At 37.8% G+C, this 17,866-nt stretch carries 16 protein-coding genes; 11 read left to right on the plus strand and 5 right to left on the minus strand.

Annotated elements, in window-relative coordinates; translation table 11 throughout:
* The first annotated feature begins 131 nt into the window (after positions 1-131).
* From I3259_RS11260 to I3259_RS11270, 3 genes are read left to right on the plus strand one after another with little or no spacing between them, the layout of a single operon-like run.
* Positions 132-536 (plus strand): GFA family protein, encoded by a 405-nt coding sequence (locus I3259_RS11260; protein ID WP_107294531.1) that lies wholly within the window; start codon positions 132-134, stop codon positions 534-536.
* A 42-nt stretch (positions 537-578) separates the two neighbouring features.
* Positions 579-929, plus strand: a complete 351-nt coding sequence (locus I3259_RS11265) for a MerR family transcriptional regulator (RefSeq protein ID WP_238029713.1) — start codon at positions 579-581, stop codon at positions 927-929.
* Between the two features lie 52 nt (positions 930-981).
* On the plus strand, positions 982-1,557 hold the full coding sequence (locus I3259_RS11270) for an NAD(P)H-dependent oxidoreductase (protein ID WP_238029714.1): 576 nt from the start codon (positions 982-984) through the stop codon (positions 1,555-1,557).
* Between the two features lie 157 nt (positions 1,558-1,714).
* Here I3259_RS11270 and I3259_RS11275 read toward each other — a convergent pair whose 3' ends face one another.
* Both I3259_RS11275 and I3259_RS11280 read right to left on the minus strand, forming a co-directional pair.
* Entirely contained in the window at positions 1,715-2,458 is a 744-nt protein-coding gene (locus tag I3259_RS11275; protein ID WP_238029715.1) for a sporulation protein, read from the minus strand.
* Positions 2,459-2,525: 67 nt separating this feature from the next.
* A complete protein-coding gene (locus I3259_RS11280; protein WP_238029716.1) occupies positions 2,526-3,176 on the minus strand; it encodes an HAD family phosphatase in 651 nt (216 codons plus the stop codon).
* Between the two features lie 276 nt (positions 3,177-3,452).
* On the opposite strand from I3259_RS11280, the gene cqsA reads away from it, so the two are divergent.
* Positions 3,453-4,553 (plus strand): alpha-hydroxyketone-type quorum-sensing autoinducer synthase, encoded by a 1,101-nt coding sequence (cqsA, locus tag I3259_RS11285; protein WP_346015698.1) that lies wholly within the window; start codon positions 3,453-3,455, stop codon positions 4,551-4,553.
* Between the two features lie 62 nt (positions 4,554-4,615).
* Here the strand turns inward: cqsA and I3259_RS11290 are convergent, their stop codons facing one another.
* The gene (locus I3259_RS11290) at positions 4,616-6,646 is read right to left on the minus strand and encodes a hybrid sensor histidine kinase/response regulator (protein ID WP_238029717.1); all 2,031 of its coding nucleotides are present in this window, start codon (positions 6,644-6,646) and stop codon (positions 4,616-4,618) included.
* 371 nt (positions 6,647-7,017) lie between these two features.
* Between I3259_RS11290 and betI the strand changes: the two genes are divergently transcribed.
* From betI to choV, 6 genes are all read left to right on the plus strand, one after another.
* Positions 7,018-7,614 (plus strand): transcriptional regulator BetI, encoded by a 597-nt coding sequence (betI, locus tag I3259_RS11295; RefSeq protein WP_238029718.1) that lies wholly within the window; start codon positions 7,018-7,020, stop codon positions 7,612-7,614.
* 16 nt (positions 7,615-7,630) lie between these two features.
* On the plus strand, positions 7,631-9,091 hold the full coding sequence (gene betB, locus I3259_RS11300) for a betaine-aldehyde dehydrogenase (RefSeq protein ID WP_238029719.1): 1,461 nt from the start codon (positions 7,631-7,633) through the stop codon (positions 9,089-9,091).
* 18 nt (positions 9,092-9,109) lie between these two features.
* Positions 9,110-10,810 (plus strand): choline dehydrogenase, encoded by a 1,701-nt coding sequence (gene betA, locus I3259_RS11305; protein WP_238029720.1) that lies wholly within the window; start codon positions 9,110-9,112, stop codon positions 10,808-10,810.
* Positions 10,811-10,864: 54 nt separating this feature from the next.
* Entirely contained in the window at positions 10,865-11,800 is a 936-nt protein-coding gene (locus I3259_RS11310; protein WP_238029721.1) for a choline ABC transporter substrate-binding protein, read from the plus strand.
* A gap of 131 nt (positions 11,801-11,931) precedes the next feature.
* Entirely contained in the window at positions 11,932-12,774 is an 843-nt protein-coding gene (choW, locus tag I3259_RS11315) for a choline ABC transporter permease subunit (RefSeq protein ID WP_238029722.1), read from the plus strand.
* A 2-nt stretch (positions 12,775-12,776) separates the two neighbouring features.
* Positions 12,777-13,958 carry a choline ABC transporter ATP-binding protein gene (choV, locus tag I3259_RS11320; protein ID WP_238029723.1) on the plus strand — a complete coding sequence of 394 codons (1,182 nt, stop codon included), beginning with the start codon at positions 12,777-12,779 and terminating at the stop codon, positions 13,956-13,958.
* A 50-nt stretch (positions 13,959-14,008) separates the two neighbouring features.
* Here the strand turns inward: choV and I3259_RS11325 are convergent, their stop codons facing one another.
* Both I3259_RS11325 and I3259_RS11330 read right to left on the minus strand, forming a co-directional pair.
* Positions 14,009-15,895, minus strand: coding sequence for an FAD-dependent oxidoreductase (locus I3259_RS11325; protein ID WP_238029724.1), 1,887 nt, complete (start codon positions 15,893-15,895; stop codon positions 14,009-14,011).
* Positions 15,896-16,212: 317 nt separating this feature from the next.
* On the minus strand, positions 16,213-17,124 hold the full coding sequence (locus tag I3259_RS11330; protein ID WP_238029725.1) for a LysR family transcriptional regulator: 912 nt from the start codon (positions 17,122-17,124) through the stop codon (positions 16,213-16,215).
* An 87-nt stretch (positions 17,125-17,211) separates the two neighbouring features.
* Between I3259_RS11330 and I3259_RS11335 the strand changes: the two genes are divergently transcribed.
* Positions 17,212-17,862 carry a CatB-related O-acetyltransferase gene (locus I3259_RS11335; RefSeq protein ID WP_238029726.1) on the plus strand — a complete coding sequence of 217 codons (651 nt, stop codon included), beginning with the start codon at positions 17,212-17,214 and terminating at the stop codon, positions 17,860-17,862.
* The last annotated feature ends 4 nt before the right edge of the window (positions 17,863-17,866 follow it).

Raw genomic sequence — 17,866 nt, forward strand, 5'->3', positions numbered from 1 at the left:
ACAGTAGAGTAAATATTAAGCCGACGTTAAATACGTCGGCTTTTTTATTTTTTAGGATCATGAGATTCATTATTGTAATCGGCTTATTTAAATACTAGAGTTTTGTCTTTGGTTTTAGAGAGAAAGATGAAATGAAAAAACTAAATGGTTCCTGTTTATGTGGCAAGGTGCAGATAGAAGTGCCTGATGATTTTGAGTATATGGGGAATTGTCATTGTTCTGAATGTCGTAAATTTACGGGGTCAGATTACTCATCGGTGGGAGGATTAAGCTCAGAGAAATTTCGCTTTAAGGCAGGTGAAGATGCTGTGTCGATATTTCAAAAAAGTGAAGAAACGGAACTCGCTTTTTGTCGAATCTGTGGTTCAAGTTTGTTTTCAAAGAAACTAAAAACAAACAAGCATAATATTCGTTTAGGGATTTTAGATGATATTCCAACGCATAAGCCGAGTTTTCATATTTTCACGTCATCTAAAGCACCATGGAATGACATAACCGATAACTTAATACAGTTTGAGAAAGGCCCTGTTAAATAGCGTATAGATAAACAAGGAAGACAATTAACAAGGAGATAAGTGATGTATATCGGTGAAGTGTCTAAATTAACAGGAGCGTCGGCCAAAGCCATACGCTTATATGAATCGTTAGGCTTGTTGGGAACAGTAGTAAGAAAGGGGAGTTATCGTATTTATGATGATAACCATGTTAGAACCGTTATTTTGATTAAAGATGCACAATCTATCGGGGTTAGTCTTGCTGAATTTAAGAGGCTGCTAGGAGATAAAACAGTGCTAAGTTGGGATGTTGTAAGCACATTTCTTGATCAGAAAAATAAAGCAATTGAAGAACAAATTAACCTATTGCACCAGCAGCAATCGATGATCAAAACATACCAAGACAATATTAAAAAGTGTTTAGAAACTAATTGACTCTTCCCTATAGGGCAAGGTGTAAGCTGAGCTCAAAAAGGGAGAGGCATCTATGTGTAAGAAAGTATTGGTTATTAATGGAAATCCAAAGTCTAAGAGTTATTGTCATGAACTAGCACAGAGCTATATCACAGCTAGCGAGAAAAATGATGTTAGGCTGTTAAATTTAAGTAAGATGGATTTTGATATCAATTTAGTGAGTGGTTATGAAGTAGTACAACCGCTAGAGCCTGATCTACAGCATTTCCAATCATCACTTCTGTGGGCAGATCACGTGGTATTTATTTTTCCTCTGTGGTGGGGAGGGATGCCTGCAAAATTAAAAGGGTTAATTGATAGAACATTTCTTCCCAATTTTGCTTTTAAATTTGAAGCTAAAAGCTTAACACCACAGCGATTATTAAAAGGGAGAACAGCCGAGCTGATAGTTACGATGGACTCACCACCATTTTACTATCGTTGGATTTATGGTGATCCTATTTACAAGCAAATGAAGCGTACTATTTTAGGTTTTAGTGGCTTTGAAAAAGTATCTAAGACCTATATTGGCCCAATAATTAATGCGACTGAAGATAAAAAATCGAAATGGAATCAGCGGGTAGCTAAGCTTGCTAAAAAAGTAGCGTAATGACTAATTTTAATAATTTTTAGCGATAAACAGTATTTAAGGGGAGCTAACGATAAATTAAATATTTAATGAGTCGTTTACGTCAAAGATAACTTCAACTTCTTAAACATCCCCTTTGACAACAAGGCTGCTTTTACTTGTTTATATCATACTTAAGCTACATTCTTAACAGCGTATCTAATTGATAACTAATGTCGGAGGCTGATGCATTTCTATTAATACTGAATGAGGTGTATTGATCGCCTCGGGTAGACATAGAACGATCTATTTCAGCAAGACAGTGAATGACAGCGCCATCTAAAATAAAAGATAATTCAATTTCTTTGCTGCTAAAAAATCCGCTATTACGAAATTCGATTTCTTGATAACAGCCCGATTGTGAAGCAAAGTGTCCGCCTTGTAGAAAACCTTTTTCCACATCAGTTTTCATTAAATTAAAGCCTGCATTCTCAATGCTCTCAATGACACTAGCGATAGCTGGGAGAGGTTTTACCTCGATAAAATCACGATCAGAAGGATCAATGGCGAAATCAATATCTAACGTTGTTTCTAACCATACTTTCGATTGGTTATTTTGAGTGTTAAGTTGGGTGATAGGTGTTTCATCATGCAGTTTAAATTCAAAAGGCAGCGACTTCTCCTCACTGGCATGAATCGTAAACGGTTGATTAACTTTTATCGTTCCTAACACAAAGGTTTGATAGCTGTGGCCATTTTCTAGTTCTACTTTCATATCAGTACAAAGCTTTAATGAAATAGCATCAATGACTTGTTCTACATCTCCACCTTTAATATGTACATTTCCTTGTAATATCTCTCCCTGATAAAGTGAAGGATTATGCAAAATAGTATCTACTTTTGCAGAACCAATACCTAATGAGGCTTTTAATTTTTTAAACATAATTGCCTTTGTATGTATTTTTAAATGCGCGATGTGAGTAAATTATCACAATATCATTAATGATGAATTACGATTTAAGCTTTGTAAGAACATCATTCATTGATGTATATATCCCATGACCTAATGCTTTAACTTCTTCACTGGGCTGCACTAAATCAATTATCTGAAAAGTTTGCATGCCAGCTGAAACTGCAGCTTTAACGCCGTTATTTGAATCTTCGAAAGCAATACACATACTAGGCTTCACGTTTAAACGCTTTGCTGCGAGTAAGTAAATCTCAGGATCAGGTTTGCCATTTGTCACTTCATCACCAGCAGTCACTGCTGAAAAATAGTCATTTAAGCCAGCCATGGCTAATTTTTTTAATGCTAATTGCCGATTGGTTGAGGTTGCCACAACCATAGGAGTATTCTGTGTTTGTAACCAATTGAGTAAAGCAATAACGCCATCTTTTACTGGAATGGCTTCATTTTCAACAATGTTTAAGTAAACCTGCTTCCATTGCTTGCGAAATACAGGATAGTCCATGGTTTTGCCATAACTGACCCGTAACAGATCTTCAACACCAGCCTCATTGCGTCCAATAATATTTAAGTAGGTCTGTTCAAGATAGGGGAGGTTAAAGTCTTTACAGGTTTGTTTAAATATATCCATACAGACACGCTCTGTATCAAGTAATAAACCATCCATATCAAAAATAGCAGCTCTGTATGTCATTTTATTAACCAATCTGTAAATAATGACGTGATATTTTACAGATAAAAGTCCCTTATTAAAATATAATAATTTGTAAATTTAAATAAATAACTTAATGAAATAAATGTTAATTATTTTAGGGGTGATTAACAAAATTATTATTTAGAATGGGGGAGTTATTATTGTTAATATTGTTACTTCTATTAACAAAAGTAAGAGTAATAACGATGAAAAATATTAACGTAAAATCACTTCCAAACTTCATAAAAAAAAATTGACGCGCACTTAGAGGCAGATATTTACTCCCGTAAAAATAAAAAACATTTAGTATTAGGTAAAATTCCTTCGGATACTTCAATAACATTACAAAGTAATGATTATCTCGCTATCACAGGACATGAATATATTCAGCTGCAGCACTTAAAAGCTATTACAGACCATAAACATGAAGTCGTGATGTCTGCTGTCTTCCAGCATCAAACTGAAAGTGGCACTACATTTGAAGAGCAATTAGCAGCGCTAACAGGTTTTGAAAAATGTGTTCTTTCCCAATCGGGTTGGGCGGCAAATGTTGGATTAATTCAAACTCTTATTCCTCAAGGTACACCGATCTATATCGATTTCTTTGCTCATATGTCGTTATGGGATGGTGCAAAACGTGCAGAGGGGAATATTCAAACGTTTCTGCATAACAATATGCGCCATCTTGAGAAGCAAATTAAACGTGAAGGTCCTGGGTTAATCATGGTCGATTCGGTGTACAGCACAATAGGAACCGTTGCGCCATTGCATGATTTAGTTGAAATAGCTAACCGTTATGGTTGTGCCTTGTTAGTAGATGAATCTCATTCGCTAGGTACACACGGAAAAAATGGTGCAGGATTAGTGGCTGAATTAGGCTTAACCGATCAAGTTGATTTTTTAACTGCGAGTTTGGCAAAAGCCTTCGCTTATCGAGCTGGGGCGATTTTATGCAGTAAAGCTGTAGCGAAGTCGTTTCCATTCACTGCATTTCCTGCGATTTTCAGTTCTGCGCTGTTAAATCATGAGCTAGAAATCTTAAAAGCGACGTTAGATGTCATTAAAGATGCAGATGATAAGCGCAACCAGCTGTTTGTTCAGTCTGAGAAACTACGTAATGGTTTAGTTAATCTTGGCTATAAAATTAAGAGCCAGTCACAAATTATTGCTCTTGAAAGTGGTAACGATGAAGATACAGAAGTTATCCGTGATTATTTAGAATCCCGAGATGTATTTGGTTCTGTGTTCTGTTCACCAGCGACCCCTAAAAATAAAAATGTGATTCGCTTTTCTTTAAATAGTGATGTGAGTGACGAGCAAATCTCGACGTTACTTGCTGTGTGTCGAGATATGCGCGAGGAACTATCTTTGAAGTAATAGAATAAATTCTTACCCATTATTGCTTTACGTTTACGTAAACGATAGTGGGTAAGTGCACTCTAGTTAATAAAACGATCAATATTATCAAAAATTTGTTCTTTAGTGGCAGGTTTAAAAATAAAGCCATTCATACCTATTTTACTAAGTTCTTGCTGTTGTTTTTCATCAAGCGATGCTGAGAAACAAATAATGGGTGTTTTTTGATGTAATCCATATTTTTTATTAGAACGAATTTGTTTGGTGGCTTCTAAGCCTCCCATTAAAGGCATTTCTAAATCCATCATAATAAGATCAACGTTGTTTTGTTCTAGATGCTCTAGAGCATTAACGCCATTCTCGGCATGAATTACATGAAATCCACTACGTTGGAGTAGTATTCCTGTATACATGCGTAGTGATGTATTATCATCAACTAATAAAATACTTTTTTCTTCTGTCGTTTGCTGCTGTGGCGTATTGCTTTGATTATTAAAATGAATGAAGAAGAACTTACAGATACCATTTGTAATATCGTTTTTAATTTGGTGTACATTCACTAATTTATAATTAACTTTAGGATTTAAAATCAAGTGTAATGCTTTAGCTTCGCGATATAAATACAGTACTTTAGTCGTTGATAATGCGAGCTTATCTTGTAATTTAGATAGATAGTAATTATGTTCACCATAACTATCCAGATTAACCACAATCATATCGACTTGATCAAGTGGTATATCAATTAATTTAAATGGACTTGCTGTTTTAAAATTGTAGCCATGAGAAAATGAGTTTTTCTGAAGTTCAAATACATCACTATTATTATCACCTATATATAATAAGTGCTTTTTAGACATCAACTCATATTTTAACTTATTAACGGACTTTGAATTAATTTTAGGTAGAAGGATAGTAAACTCAGTCCATTCACCAAGCTTTGATTGACAAGTTATCTCACCACCAAATGCTGTGATTACTTTTTTGCAAAAAGGCAACCCTAGACCTGAGCTGTTTTTTTTACCATGTGTATAAAAATCATCAAAAATAGCGTTAATATTATTCTTCGGAATACCAATACCAGTGTCTCTTACTTTAATAATATTATTTTTTTTATTTACTTCTATATTAATATCAATGCTGAAGTTATTTTTTTCTTTGTAATAAAATGCGTTTTTCATAAGATTGAAAATGACATAACGAAATAAAATGTCACTGCCAAAATAATTTGTATCTTTATTGAAGTTAACTGAAACTAAATTTCTATCTTTTGATGATTGATAACCAAAACTGTCTATTGAGCTTTTAACTATATTAACAATAGAATATTCTTGGAATGTGTTTTTTGAAATTGCATGTTCATTAATCGAGCTTAATAATAAGTTAATTGTTTCATTACTATTATTAATAACGGTCATATTACTTCTAATTATGGTTTTTAACTCATTAATATTATTTTCTTTGTCATCATTCTTTTGATGAAGAATGTCTAGCATGAGTTCCATAGATGAGTAAAGAGAACTAAAAGGGTTTCTCATTTCATGGGCAATACCAGCACTAAAGCTACGTGCAAAAAGCAATTGATCTTCATAATGAATATGATTTCTATAATGTGAGGCAATACCAGTTATATATGAAAAACTAATAACAGCAATATAGCCCCAATGAAAATTATCGCTGTTTATTGGATGGAAGCCATAAGAGAATAATGCGCCTAATGATATTCCAACAATAGAGATAGCAGTAATAATATATGCATCGTAAATCAATAAGATAGATAGAAACAGTGCAGCCATGAAAGACATGATCCAAGGAATAGACCAATCATTCATAATCAGCATGTAACTGAAAAAGAAAGGTAATCCTATGGTAATTGTGGCAATGAAATGAATCGCCTTATAACGTAAAAACCAATTAGGAAGATGATCTTTTAACACAAATGGAATAAATAAGGTGCCACAAAACAACCTGAGTATAAAATTCTCATAAGGTTGAGGAAAAAGGTAATGCCAAACAAAGAAGTATAGTGGAAAACCGATACAACCAAGATAGCCAATAATGATTAAATTAGGCTCAAAGTAACGATAAACATTATTAATTCTATTTTTTATACTCATTGTCTATAAAGTTCTAGTTATTAGCTAGAATACTATAAACCAAAATAGCTAAATTAAAAAAACAAATTGAGTTTATGTTGTATAGCTCACCTTACTGATATTTCATTTCTTTTATTACATATTATTAATAGAATTTATAAGAGTTAATAATTGCTCATAACATTTTCGTTATATGAGTTGTTATGTGCGACCATTAACTCCACCTTATTTTGTTAACATTTTCTTACACTTTTTATTGTGTTGATAATCTAGCGATTTTCTTTGTTTCGATGGTTTTTTAAACTGTGATTTTGGTTTTATTTTGATTTAATGTTAAAAATATGTCACATTTATACTTAATTGATCGTTCAATAAAAATAAATGGGAGCATTATGCCAAAGGTTGGAATGCCTGATATTCGTAAACCACAGCTTGTAAATGCCACGATGGCAGTGATTGAACGAGTTGGCTTACATGCAGCAAGTATCTCTTTGATCAGTAAAGAAGCAGGGGTGTCAACGGGGATTATCAATCACTATTTTGGTGGCAAGCATGGTTTATTAGAAGAGACTATGCGTGAAATTTTACGTCGTTTGTCAATGAGTGTTACAACATCATTAAGCCAAATCCCCCGCAATGATCATCAAGGTCGAATTAATGCCATTATCATGAGCAATTTTGATGGTTATCAAGCTGAAAATAAAGTAGCGAAAACATGGTTAGCATTTTGGTCTTACGCTATGCATGACACACAGTTAGGTCGCCTACAGCAAGTTAATGAAAAACGTTTGCTATCACATTTAAAGATTGAACTTAAAGGGTTATTACCATCTTCTCAAGCTGAATTAGTTGCCCATGGTATAGCTTCATTAATTAATGGTATTTGGTTGCGCGGGACATTAAACCCCAAAGGTATTGATGCGAATAATGCTCGCATGATCATTAATGATTATTTAGAAAAGCAATTGGCTTTTTATTCAAAATTATAATTTCTAAGAGTTTCAAATGGATATGAAATCACTATATATAGATGGTAACTATGTTGCTGCATCTTCTGATATTCAATTTACAACGTTTAACCCTGCTAATGGTCAACCGATAGCAACCATTGGGCAAGCCTCTCAAGCGGATCTTGAGTTAGCGATTAGCGCTGCCAAAAAAGGGTTTGCTACATGGTCGGCTATGACGCCAACTGAACGTAGCCGTATTTTATTACGTGCTGTTGCGTTACTGCGAAAACGCAACGATGAATTAGCGGCATTGGAAGTCACAGATACCGGTAAACCGTTACAAGAAGCGATAGCGGTTGATATAGAAACGGGTGCTGATGTTATTGAATACTTTGCAGGGTTAGCACCTGGGCTTCAAGGTGAACAGCAACCTTTAAGTGAAAATCAGTTCTTTTATACGCGACGAGAACCATTGGGCATTTGTGCAGGTATTGGTGCGTGGAATTATCCGATCCAAATTGCGATGTGGAAATCAGCGCCTGCACTTGCTGCGGGTAATGCCATGATTTTCAAACCATCAGAAGAAACACCACTTTCAGTTCTAAAGCTTGCTGAGATTTTTACTGAAGCAGGTCTACCGGATGGCGTATTTAACGTTGTGCAAGGTGATTACCGAGTAGGGCAGATGCTAACGGCACATCCTGAGATCGCTAAAGTGTCATTTACTGGTGAAACCGGCACAGGTAAAGCGGTAATGGCTGATAGTGCACAAACCTTAAAGTCGGTCACGATGGAATTAGGTGGCAAATCGCCAATGATCATTTTTGATGATGCTAATGTCGATCATGCTGTTTCTGCAGCAATGGTGGCTAACTTCTATACCCAAGGTGAAGTATGTACACATGGTACCCGTGTTTATGTTCATGAGACTATTTACGACACGTTTATAGAGCAACTTAAGCGCCGAACTGAATTATTAATCGTTGGCGATCCGATGAATATGGAGACTCAAATTGGCGCACTGATTTCAAAATCACACTTATCAAAAGTGCTATCAGCAATTGATACCGCTAAACAAAGTGGTGCAACCTTGCTGACTGGTGGATACCAATGTACTGATAATGGGTTAGCACAAGGTAATTTCGTTCAACCTACCGTTTTTATTGATTGCGACGAATCTATGTCTCATGTTCAAAATGAAATTTTTGGGCCTGTGATGTCGGTAATTAAGTTTAGCGATGAAAATGATGTTATCGCTCGTGCTAATAATACTCACTATGGTTTAGCTGCGGGTGTGTTTACCCAAAACTTAGCGAGAGCCCACCGCGTTATCCATCAATTACAAGCAGGGATCTGTTGGGTTAATACATGGGGGGATTCTCCTGCGCAAATGCCTGTTGGCGGTTATAAGCAATCAGGGATTGGACGCGAAAACGGTATAGAAACCTTACAACATTATACCCAAACCAAAAGTGTACTTATTGAATTGGGCGATTACCAAAGTCCTTATGCTTAACGGATGGAGTCGATTTTGATGGATCAAAATAAGCAGCAAAATAAACCTCAACACTATGACTACATTATTGTTGGCGCGGGTTCGGCAGGGTGTGTATTAGCTGACCGTTTAAGTGAAAGCGGTGAATATGATGTGTTATTGCTAGAAGCTGGTGGTAGTGATCGCAGTATTTTTATTCAAATGCCAACGGCACTGTCATATCCAATGAACAGTGAAAAATATGCATGGCAGTTTGAAACTCAAGCAGAACAAGGCTTAGACGGACGTAAATTACATTGTCCACGAGGCAAGGTATTAGGCGGTAGTTCTTCTATCAACGGCATGGTGTATGTACGTGGTCACGCATGTGATTATGACGAATGGGAACAAGAAGGGGCTACAGGCTGGAATTACCAAGCATGTTTACCGTATTTTCGTCGTGCTGAAACATGGATAAAAGGCGGTGACGCTTATCGTGGTAGCAAAGGTCCTGTTGGCACGTGTAATGGTAATGACATGGAACTCAATCCACTTTACCAAGCTTTTATTGATGCAGGTAAAGAAGCCGGTTATCCCGAAACTGATGATTACAATGGTTACCAACAAGAAGGGTTTGGTGCCATGCATATGACAGTCGATAAAGGTGTGCGTGCATCGACATCGAATGCGTATTTACGTCGTGCATTAAAGCGCTCAAACCTGACGTTGAAAAAAGGCATTGTGGCACGCAAAGTCCTACTCGATGGTAAAAAAGCGGTAGGTGTTGAATTTGAACAGTCAGGTAAGCTATCTCAAGTATTTGCCACAAAAGAAGTAATATCTAGTGCTGGCTCCATTGGTTCAGTCCAGTTATTACAATTGTCTGGTATTGGGCCTGCTGAAGTATTGGAGAACGCGAAGATTAACCTTGTGCACGATCTTCCTGGGGTGGGGGCTAATTTACAAGACCACTTAGAGGTTTACTTCCAATACCACTGTAATGAAGCCATTACCTTAAACAGTAAATTAGATTTAGTCAGCAAAGGTAAAATTGGCGCGCAATGGCTACTAACTCGTACAGGTCTAGGTGCGACTAACCATTTTGAATCTTGCGCCTTTATTCGTTCGCGTAAAGGGTTAAAGTGGCCAAATATTCAATATCACTTTCTACCTGCAGCGATGCGATACGATGGTCGTGCTGCATTTGATGGTCATGGCTTCCAAGTGCATGTGGGGCCTAATAAGCCACAGAGCCGAGGTACAGTTTCTGTTGTATCGAATGATCCGCATGCGAAACCTAAAATTGAATTCAATTACATCTCTACCGAGCAAGATAAGCAGGATTGGCGAGATTGTATTCGTTTAACCCGTGAAATTATGGCGCAATCAGCACTGGATCAATATCGTGGCGATGAGATTCAACCGGGAGCGGATATCACGTCTGATCAGGCTATTGATCAGTGGGTAAAAGAAAATGTAGAGAGTGCTTATCATCCATCTTGTACCTGTAAAATGGGTGATGATAATGATGTGATGGCAGTACTCGATCCACAGTGTCGCGTTCGCGGTATTGAAAACTTGCGTGTTGTTGATTCTTCTATATTCCCGACGATTCCTAACGGTAACCTCAATGCGCCAACAATCATGGTTGCTGAGCGAGCTGCTGATTTTATTTTACAGAGAACCCCGCTTCCTGCAGGCAATGTACCTGTATGGATTGCCCCTGATTGGGAAACGACCCAACGAAACAATTCACAATAAGTACGTGGGATATACGTACTTAATAATGATAAATAAAAAGACAAAGGAATAATTATGTCTGTTACTAAAAAAACACTTCTTGCCTTAGCGTTAAGCTCAGTTGCTTTTAATAGCTATGCTAACCAATGTGATACGGTACGTTTTGCTGATGTAGGCTGGACGGATATTACAGCAACCACAGCGGTAACTTCTGAGCTTTTAAAAGGAATGGGTTACAACACGAAAACTGATTTATTGTCAGTACCCGTGACGTACTCTTCAATGGCGAATGGTGATATTGATGTCTTTTTAGGAAATTGGATGCCGACTATGGAAGGCGATATTGCGAAATATCGTGAAGCCAAAACGGTTGAAACAGTAAAAGCGAATTTAGAAGGTGCAAAATATACCTTAGCTGTGCCTAAATATGTTTATGACGCGGGTGTTAAGAGCTTTGCCGATTTGGCAAAGCATGCGGATAAATTTAAAGGTCGTATTTACGGTATTGAACCCGGTAATGATGGTAACCGTTTAATTCAATCAATGATCGACACGAATGCGTTTGGTTTGAAAGACTTTAGCCTAGTGGAGTCAAGTGAAGCGGGGATGGTTTCGCAAGTTTCTCGCGCTGTACGCCGTGATCAGTGGATTGTTTATTTAGGTTGGGCACCACACCCAATGAATAGCAATGTTGAAATGGAATACCTTGCTGGTGGTGATGACTTCTTTGGACCTAACTATGGTGGTGCCAATGTCTACACCAATGTTCGCAGTAACTATTTAACCGAGTGTCCAAACGTTGGACAACTTCTGAAAAATCTTTCATTTAGCTTAGAAATGGAAAATAGCTTAATGGAAGCGATCCTTAATCAAAAGGTTCAACCTGAAAAAGCAGCACGTCAATGGTTGAGTGAAAATCCACAACAAGTGGAAGCATGGCTCAAAGACGTTAAAACTCGCGAAGGTAAAGTGGCCAGCACTGCGGTGTTGGATTACTTAAAGCAATCTTAATCCTTTCTTAAAATACTGCGTTAATAATCACTTCTTGTTTATTAGCGCAGGTACTTCTTTGTTATTAGCTATTGTAAAACTTCATAAAAATAAGGTGGTAAGCATCGTCTTATCAAATAAAAGGCAAAAGTGTGAATTTCATTACGGATAATAAAATCCCTTTGGGTCAATGGATGGAAGCAGGTGTTGATTGGTTAACTATCAATGCTGCAGGGTTATTTGACGCCATTTCATTTTTCTTAGAAACCGTAATTCTATTTTTAGTTGATGTATTTAAGTGGATGCCGCCAGCACTGCCTATTTTAATCACCGCGGCGTTAGCATGGTACTTACACCGTAAAATTTCATTAGTGGTTTTCGTTGTTGCAGCATTATTAGTTATTTTAAATTTAGGCTACTGGCAGGAGATGTTAGAAACCTTTGTGTTAGTCTTTGCTGCCACAACTATTTCAGTGCTTATTGGTGTCCCAATCGGGATCATGTCTGCGCATCGTCCGTGGTTGTATACCTTGATACGTCCTATTTTAGATTTAATGCAAACGGTGCCAACGTTTGTTTATTTAATTCCAACGCTGGTTTTGTTCGGACTAGGTATTGTACCGGGACTTATCTCGACCATTATTTTTGCCATTGCAGCGCCAATACGACTCACGTATTTAGGGATCACGAAAGTGCCTGAAGATTTAATTGAAGCAGGCAAAGCGTTTGGTGCAAGCCGAATGAAGTTACTGTTAAAAGTCGAGTTACCCGCAGCGATGCCGAGTATTATGGCGGGTATCACCCAATGCATTATGTTGTCTTTGTCTATGGTGGTTATCGCCGCGTTAGTCGGTGCTGATGGATTAGGAAAACCTGTTGTACGAGCACTAAATACCGTGAACATTTCGCAAGGTTTTGAAGCGGGACTTGCGATTGTATTGGTTGCGATTATTTTAGACCGATTATGTAAAACACCAGCACAAAAGGAGCTGTGATCATGAATGCAATAACGATTAACAATCTGGATGTGGTGTTTGGCGATAAACAGCAACAAGCCTTAGCGTTATTAGATCAAGGAAAAAGCCGCCAACAAATTATTGATGAAACAAACCAAGTTGTTGGGGTAAATAACGTTAGCCTGCAAATCAAAGAAGGCGAGATTTGCGTACTAATGGGGTTGTCTGGTTCGGGGAAATCAAGTCTATTACGTGCAGTTAATGGATTGAATGATATAAGTCGTGGCGAACTATTGATTAAAGATGGTGAACAAACCGTAGATTTAGCGAACTGCTCAAAAGCCCAGTTACAGCATCTTCGTACTCATCGCGTCTCGATGGTGTTTCAAAAATTTGCCTTAATGCCATGGCTAACTGTATTAGATAACGTTGCTTTTGGTCTTGAAATGCAAAATGTCCCGAAGAAAGAGCGCCATCAGCGCGCTAGAGAGCAGTTAGAAATGGTGGGACTGGCTGAATGGGAAGATAAATACCCATCAGAGTTATCGGGCGGGATGCAGCAACGAGTGGGACTAGCACGTGCATTTGTTATGGATACCGATATTTTACTGATGGATGAGCCTTTTTCAGCGCTTGATCCGTTAATACGTGCGCAGCTACAAGATGAATTATTAGCATTACAAAGCAAACTAAATAAGACGATTTTGTTTGTCAGTCATGATTTAGATGAGGCACTTAAAATTGGTAATAATATCGCGATCATGGAGTCAGGAAAGCTGATTCAACACGGAAAACCTGAAGAGATTGTACTGAATCCGAAAACGGATTATGTCCGTGATTTTGTCGCACATACTAACCCGTTAAATGTATTGAAAGGGCGCTCATTGATGACGCCAGTAAACGCATTAGAGCAACGGGGAAATACTTATAAAGTGTGTGATGCTGATGAGCTTTGGATCGCTCAGAATAAGGATACGCTGTCTATCGTGAATGAAGGTCATGTTGATTGTCTTTCATGGCAAATTACAGATGCTATTCCAAGTCATGTTAATGACACGACTATAGTGATGGTCAGCCCTGATATTAGTATGCGAGATGCCATTGAGCTGAAGCGACTCAATAACAAACCATTGCTCATGGTTGAAAATAATCAATTGGTTGGGGTGTTACATAACAAAGATGTTTATAACGCGCTGTTAGGTGACTTTCAGCTAGCGTCTTAATGAAAATCGGTCAACAAAGACAGTATAAACGTCGTTGTTGACCGTAACTTTTAGTTCGCTAAAGGTGTGGCATGGTTGATAAACAATTTACGATCAACTTTATAATCTGTTGCATAGTGACGAAGTTTACAGTCGTTGCCTTCATCACAACCACAACTTAAACAACGCTTAGCTTCATCAATAGCGGCTTGCTGTGATAGCCCGGTTTCAACTTCATTGAAGCTTAAATGACGCTGTGCCAGTGTTAGCTCTGGCATTTTAGCGCGTAACACTTTAGCTAGGGCGTGATTTAACATCTGTTCGGTTTGCTTAGCGTTATCTCCAGTGGCAATACTTGCCATAACACGCTTTAACTTTTCAATATGTTCAGGCTGAATAAGATGACTTCTTTCAACATTGCGAGAACGGAATGACTCGGTATAGAGTTTTTCCATGGTGCCATCAAAGAATTCATCAATCCCTTTTGCCGCTTTTCGGCCATCGGCAATCGCTTCAATCGCTGTTGCTGGCCCTCGACGAAAATCACCAATAGCGAAGATGTTTTTAACCCCAGAGTGCATCGTCGTTTCATCAACATTGATGGTGTTCCAGCGACTAAAAGAAAGCTCGATATCTTCGTTAGCAATGAAGCTGGTATCGGTCTTTTGCGAGACAGCAGCGATAACGGTATCAAAGTCTTTAACAAAATATTCGCCAGTTGCTTTTGGTGAGCAGCGGCCAGAGGCATCAGGTTCGCCCAATGCCATCTTTTCAAGTTTTATCTGACAAACATGACCATTGTCATCAGCAATATTTTCAGCAGGATTGGTTAAAAAGTGAAATTTAACACCTTCATGCTCTGCTTCTTCAATTTCATAGGTTTCAGCTGGCATTTCATCTCGAGTACGGCGGTAAATAAGTGTGGTATCTGCGCCTAAACGTAATGCAGAGCGGGCGCAGTCAATTGCAGTGTTACCACCACCAATCACCGCGACTTTTTTACCAATAGTATATTGTTTATCGAGTGTCTGATCTTTTAAGAAATCAACACCAAGATAGCAACCTGCTAAATCACTACCGGTATACTTCATCTCACTGGCTTGTGATGCACCAATCGCTAAACAAACAGCATCAAATTCTTCACTGAGCGAAGAAAGGGTAAAGCCTTCACCTAACTTTTTATTGGTTTCGATACTCATGCCGTTACGACACATAATATCGATTTCTTTATCTAGAATATCTTTAGGTAAACGATACTCAGGGATGCCGTAACGTAGCCATCCACCGGCTTGTGGCATCGCTTCATACACAGTGACGTTGTAACCTTCATTGCTAAGGAAATAGCCACAACTTAAACCACCAGGTCCAGCACCCACAATAGCAATACGTTTACCCTTATCGTCTTTTTTGATTGGGGTATAGCTATTTAGTTTTTCAAGGTCAATGTCAGCGGCGTAACGTTTCAATTGACGGATCGCGAGTGGCTCATCGACTAAGTTACGCTGGCATTTTGCTTCACAGAAAGCAGGGCAAACCCGACCAATAGAAAGCGGCATAGGCAATGTTTTCTTTATCACTTCAATGGCTTTTAAGTGTTCATTGTTAGCGATAAAGTATAAATAGGATTGGATATCAACGTTTGCAGGGCAGGCAATCTGACAAGGCGGTACGCTACAGTTGGTATTTGCGCGTTGTAAAATTCGCTCTAAATTGCACTTTCGAATATTTGACAGTAATTGCGATGAGGTAGTGACTACCATTCCATCAGTAGGCTTAACTTTGCACGCTTTCACAATCCCTTTACCTGCGATTTCAACATCACAAAGTGCGCATTCATCTGTGAATGTGTCTATGTCGCAGAGTGACGGGATCTCAATACCGGATTGTTTTGCTGCTTCTAATAAGTTTTGATTCTTGTCGACTTGAAAGCTATTGCCATCAATATTAATAGTAACCATTAATTGCCTCTATTGTTATTTATTTACTGGGCAGCAGATTTGCTTGGTTATTTGCAGTTAATGATTATGTGAGAAAATTGAATATATTTTTGAAAAGATAAATAAGTAGGGTAAAAGTTATTTATCACTCATGTGTATTTCGAAGCAACAGCATTGAGCAGCTATTGTATTCACTTTTTATAATCACTATACAAATCCTTTTAATTATATATCATGCTTTTTACGAATAGAATATGGGTAATTAAGCGTTGTAAGGCCAATATTAGTATTTTTAAGGTAGTATTGTTCTTTTTATTTCTTTCAATCTATCTTTAATTCTAATTTGTTTTATCAAATTTTTGACGAATAAAATTAACAAATAGACTTGTACGTTGAGCAAGATGTTTACGTTTAGGATAAAGGATATATAAAGGCAAACGATTAGGTGTAAACCAATCGGGTAAGATATTAATAATATGTGTTCGTTTATCACTATCTAAGTGACTTAATGCCATCTCATCAAGCATAGCAATACCACAGCCTTTGATCATTGCCTCGGTCATGACGGTGACTAGGCTAAAACTCATGGCAGGTTTAAGGATAATATTTGTCTTTTCTTGTGTCGTTTGATGAATAAAACACCATTTATCGAGCGTGAATTCGCTATTTCGATAAATAATGTGGTTGTGATCGAGCAAATCCAATGGATGAGTAATCGCTGGATGATCTGCTAAGTAACTTTCATGAGCAAAGGGTTGGCATTGAAGGTGGCGTATATAATGACCTACATAGCCTTCTGGTGGCGTCTCTGTGAAATAAATGGCGACATCAAAACCTTGCTCTATTAGATCTAATGGGGTTTCAGTAAAAGCGACTTCTAATTCAATGTTTGGATGACTCAAATTGAAATCGGCAAGATGTTCACTTAATAGCATCGAGCCAAAAGAAGCAGACGCTGCGATACGAAGTTTGCCATAAACAGAATTAGTGACATCTAATCCTTCGTTAATGGCTTCAGCATGTGCAAACAGTGCTTTTACCTGCTTATAAAATTCAAGCCCATCATAGGTGAGGTTAAATTGGCGAGTTGTTCGCTGTATAAGCTGAGTATCGAGGAGTGCTTCGAGTTGACGCAATTGTCGACTGATATGTGCGCTTGAGCAATTTAATCTCACCGCTGCTTTTGCAATGCTTTTTTCTTCACATAACGCTAAATAAATGGGTACGTAACTTAGCCACTTTATTTCCATATGGTAATTATTAATCTCGTAATGATCGCTTCTGGTAAGAATAAAGAACAATTAGACTGACTGCAATGAATCAACAGGACGTTTAATATGCAGTTTGAAACATGGCTTGAAAGCCAAAAATTAAAAGACACCATTACTAACCCCAACATAGAAGTCGGTGACTACAGCTACTATTCTGGCTATTACCACGATAAATCTTTTGAAGATCAAGCTGTACGCTATTTGCTTGGAGATAAGCCAACCAAAGAGGTTTGGCAAAGCGGTATGTTTGGTGAAGTAGATAAGCTGATCATTGGTAAATTTTGCTCTATTGCTTCCGGGGCGACTTTCATGATGGCGGGTAATCAAGGTCATCGTATTGATTGGATTTCAACCTTTCCATTTGGTAATGATTTTGGTGAAGATGTCCCTAGTGGTTTTAAGCGAGTAGGCGATACCGTGATTGGTAATGATGTATGGATTGGCTCTGAAGCGATGATCATGCCTGGAGTAAAAATTGGTAATGGCGCTGTGATCGGAGCGAGGGCGGTGATCACCAAGGATGTTGAGCCTTATAGCGTGGTTGTTGCTAATAATCATGTAGTAAAACAGCGATTCACGGCAAAGCAAATTATGATGTTGACTGAAATGCAATGGTGGAACTGGTCAGAGCAACAACTTAAACAAGCGATGCAATTGATGTGCAGTGGTGATGTTGAACAGCTTTACAACTATTACCTTGAGTATATTAAAGAATAAAAAT

It is taken from the genome of Photobacterium sp. Ph5 (assembly GCF_022129445.1).
Lineage (GTDB): Bacteria > Pseudomonadota > Gammaproteobacteria > Enterobacterales > Vibrionaceae > Photobacterium.

What these genes read in the sequence shown, in the direction of transcription:
- I3259_RS11260 (WP_107294531.1), top strand. Translation starts at nt 132, where the DNA reads ATGAAAAAACTAAATGGTTCCTGTTTATGTGGCAAGGTGCAGATAGAA.
- I3259_RS11265 (WP_238029713.1), top strand. Translation starts at nt 579, where the DNA reads ATGTATATCGGTGAAGTGTCTAAATTAACAGGAGCGTCGGCCAAAGCC.
- I3259_RS11270 (WP_238029714.1), top strand. Translation starts at nt 982, where the DNA reads ATGTGTAAGAAAGTATTGGTTATTAATGGAAATCCAAAGTCTAAGAGT.
- I3259_RS11275 (WP_238029715.1), bottom strand. Translation starts at nt 2,458, where the DNA reads ATGTTTAAAAAATTAAAAGCCTCATTAGGTATTGGTTCTGCAAAAGTA.
- I3259_RS11280 (WP_238029716.1), bottom strand. Translation starts at nt 3,176, where the DNA reads ATGACATACAGAGCTGCTATTTTTGATATGGATGGTTTATTACTTGAT.
- I3259_RS11290 (WP_238029717.1), bottom strand. Translation starts at nt 6,646, where the DNA reads ATGAGTATAAAAAATAGAATTAATAATGTTTATCGTTACTTTGAGCCT.
- betI (WP_238029718.1), top strand. Translation starts at nt 7,018, where the DNA reads ATGCCAAAGGTTGGAATGCCTGATATTCGTAAACCACAGCTTGTAAAT.
- betB (WP_238029719.1), top strand. Translation starts at nt 7,631, where the DNA reads ATGGATATGAAATCACTATATATAGATGGTAACTATGTTGCTGCATCT.
- betA (WP_238029720.1), top strand. Translation starts at nt 9,110, where the DNA reads ATGGATCAAAATAAGCAGCAAAATAAACCTCAACACTATGACTACATT.
- I3259_RS11310 (WP_238029721.1), top strand. Translation starts at nt 10,865, where the DNA reads ATGTCTGTTACTAAAAAAACACTTCTTGCCTTAGCGTTAAGCTCAGTT.
- choV (WP_238029723.1), top strand. Translation starts at nt 12,777, where the DNA reads ATGAATGCAATAACGATTAACAATCTGGATGTGGTGTTTGGCGATAAA.
- I3259_RS11325 (WP_238029724.1), bottom strand. Translation starts at nt 15,895, where the DNA reads ATGGTTACTATTAATATTGATGGCAATAGCTTTCAAGTCGACAAGAAT.
- I3259_RS11330 (WP_238029725.1), bottom strand. Translation starts at nt 17,124, where the DNA reads ATGGAAATAAAGTGGCTAAGTTACGTACCCATTTATTTAGCGTTATGT.
- I3259_RS11335 (WP_238029726.1), top strand. Translation starts at nt 17,212, where the DNA reads ATGCAGTTTGAAACATGGCTTGAAAGCCAAAAATTAAAAGACACCATT.